1 protein-coding gene is annotated in these 387 nt (G+C 74.4%); it reads right to left on the bottom strand.

Annotation, left to right across the window (positions count from 1 at the left end):
* The coding region (locus PUR56_RS31285) for an ATP-binding protein (protein WP_329951446.1) at nt 1-387 on the bottom strand (387 nt) is incomplete at both ends.

Here is a 387-nt window from a genome sequence, read left to right as displayed (position 1 = left end):
GCATGGCGCCCCAGGTGCTGGCCAGGGCGGCGACCATCAGCAGACCCCGGCCGCTGCACCGCCCCGTATCAGCGGCTGCGGAGGTGCGGTCTTCGGGGTCGAAGCCGGGGCCGGAGTCCTCGATCTCCAGGCGCACGACCCAGTGGCCCGCCTCGGGTTCGCACAGGGCCAGGCTTGCCCGGGCGGGGGTGCCGCCGTGCCTCACGGCGTTGGTGGCGAGTTCGGTGGCGATCAGGGTGAGGTCGTCGATCAGGTCGGGCAGCTGCCAGCCGGCCAGCAGGGCGGTCACCCAGTTCCGCAGCAGGCCCGGGGAGCGGGTGTCGGCGGTGAGTTCGCAGTGGTTCGAGCGGGGGGCCGCTTCCGCGGGGAGGATGCCGGGCGTGGTGG

This window comes from Streptomyces sp. BE303 (assembly GCF_036290945.1).
Taxonomy (GTDB): Bacteria; Actinomycetota; Actinomycetes; order Streptomycetales; family Streptomycetaceae; genus Kitasatospora.
The sequence above is the reverse complement of the archived record's forward strand: the minus strand, read 5'-3'. Positions and strand labels throughout refer to the sequence as shown.